Source organism: Cytophaga sp. FL35, from assembly GCF_014349235.1.
Classification (GTDB): domain Bacteria; phylum Bacteroidota; class Bacteroidia; order Flavobacteriales; family Flavobacteriaceae; genus Euzebyella.
The window spans coordinates 1-1,448 of the sequence record NZ_JACSOH010000073.1; the positions used below are offsets into that span (position 1 = coordinate 1).

The following is a 1,448-nucleotide window of genomic DNA, read 5'->3' on the forward strand; positions in this document are numbered from 1 at the left end:
CCTGGTAATCCTTTTTTCCCTGCATACCTAAAGTTACGATCGATCTACCGAACGGCAATGATCAAGACCGTTTTTTTCTTAACTTGTGCAACAGGCACATTGTGTATAATTAATTGCGGTCGGAATTTCCTGTTGGAAATTCCTGCAATCAATTATCTTTAGAACCAGGCGGACATTTTCCCGGCTTCGACTACGCTCAGCCTACATGAAAAGTCCGCAACTAATCATACACGAACCGTTGTACACAATATGAAAAAATTCTTTTTAGTTGCTACAATTCTAGTTTTTACAATAACAGGTTGTAAAAATCAGCAAACAGATAAAGTCAATTTAGTTTATGAAAACGGAATTGAAAAGATTGTGGTCGAAATCGAAAACGGACAGGACTTTTTATTTTACGACCAACCTACGAAAACCAATTTTGTAGTTACTAATATTGACCCAATCGACCTTGTAATAATGGGACTTGGAATTCGTGTTTTAGGGACTGAAGACGGAACAAAAATGACAACTGAAATTAATGTACCGAGCAACCATTTGGACAAAGATACCCTGACAATAAAAGTTCGGTATGGGGAAAACTATAAAACTGGACACGATTTTAATATACCTCTTAGAAATTTGAAATAATTACTGTGTACAACACGGGCTATAATTAATTGTGGCAGGATTTACTAAACGGAAAACCTTAACTTTAAGCTAAGGCTGGATTTCGGGCGGACAGTTTCCTGCCGGAAATGTCCACAACGAAATCATAGCCTAACCGTTGTAGTGCATTTTAGAAAATTGGAAAAATGAGTGATATTGAGTATGATAAATTAAAATTTGACCATATTTTACAAACTCTTGCGAATGAGGAATTATTTGGTCAATGGTTAAGGAAGTTTTTCTACCTGAACAGTGAATTGAATAAAGAATATGACTCAGTTTATCAAAGTTCATTTTATGTGGTTTTTTATGAGTTAGTCACTGTTGGTCTTGAATACTCGAAAAAAGTATTTGGACATATACAAAATAGTGAAAACCTTGAAAAGAGAGACTTTTACTCGGAACTTATAAATGGACTTGAAAATTTAAAATCACTTTTCTCCGAATCGGAATTTGAATTTATAGAATACAAAAGACATAGTTCTTCCCACATTTTTCAAAATCATTACGAAAAAAGGATTACTAACAAAGGAAAAATTATCACAAAACGGAAAGGAAAGCTAATAGACGAACTGAACAAAGAATTTGGAGAAACCCTATTAAAATATGGATTTGACAGAGGTTTTGATGAATATATGATAAGAAAGCTATATCCAAAAATATCGGAATTATATAGCGGACTTGAAAAAATAAAAACGCACTACAACAATGTATCCTATGAAAAGCCATAGTCCTGTTCTAAAGTTAGTCAATATTTCCCTTTTGCCTTAAACCACCCTTTTTCTTTTTATATAACTTGC

Annotated in this window: 2 protein-coding genes; both read left to right on the forward strand. The window is 33.6% G+C overall.

The features are described from left to right. Nucleotides 1–249: 249 nt before the first annotated feature. Nucleotides 250–630 carry a hypothetical protein gene (locus tag BIZ36_RS20625; protein WP_187459745.1) on the forward strand — a complete coding sequence of 127 codons (381 nt, stop codon included), beginning with the start codon at nucleotides 250–252 and terminating at the stop codon, nucleotides 628–630. A gap of 164 nt (nucleotides 631–794) precedes the next feature. Further along, nucleotides 795–1,379 (forward strand): hypothetical protein, encoded by a 585-nt coding sequence (locus BIZ36_RS20630; RefSeq protein ID WP_187459746.1) that lies wholly within the window; start codon nucleotides 795–797, stop codon nucleotides 1,377–1,379. The last annotated feature ends 69 nt before the right edge of the window (nucleotides 1,380–1,448 follow it).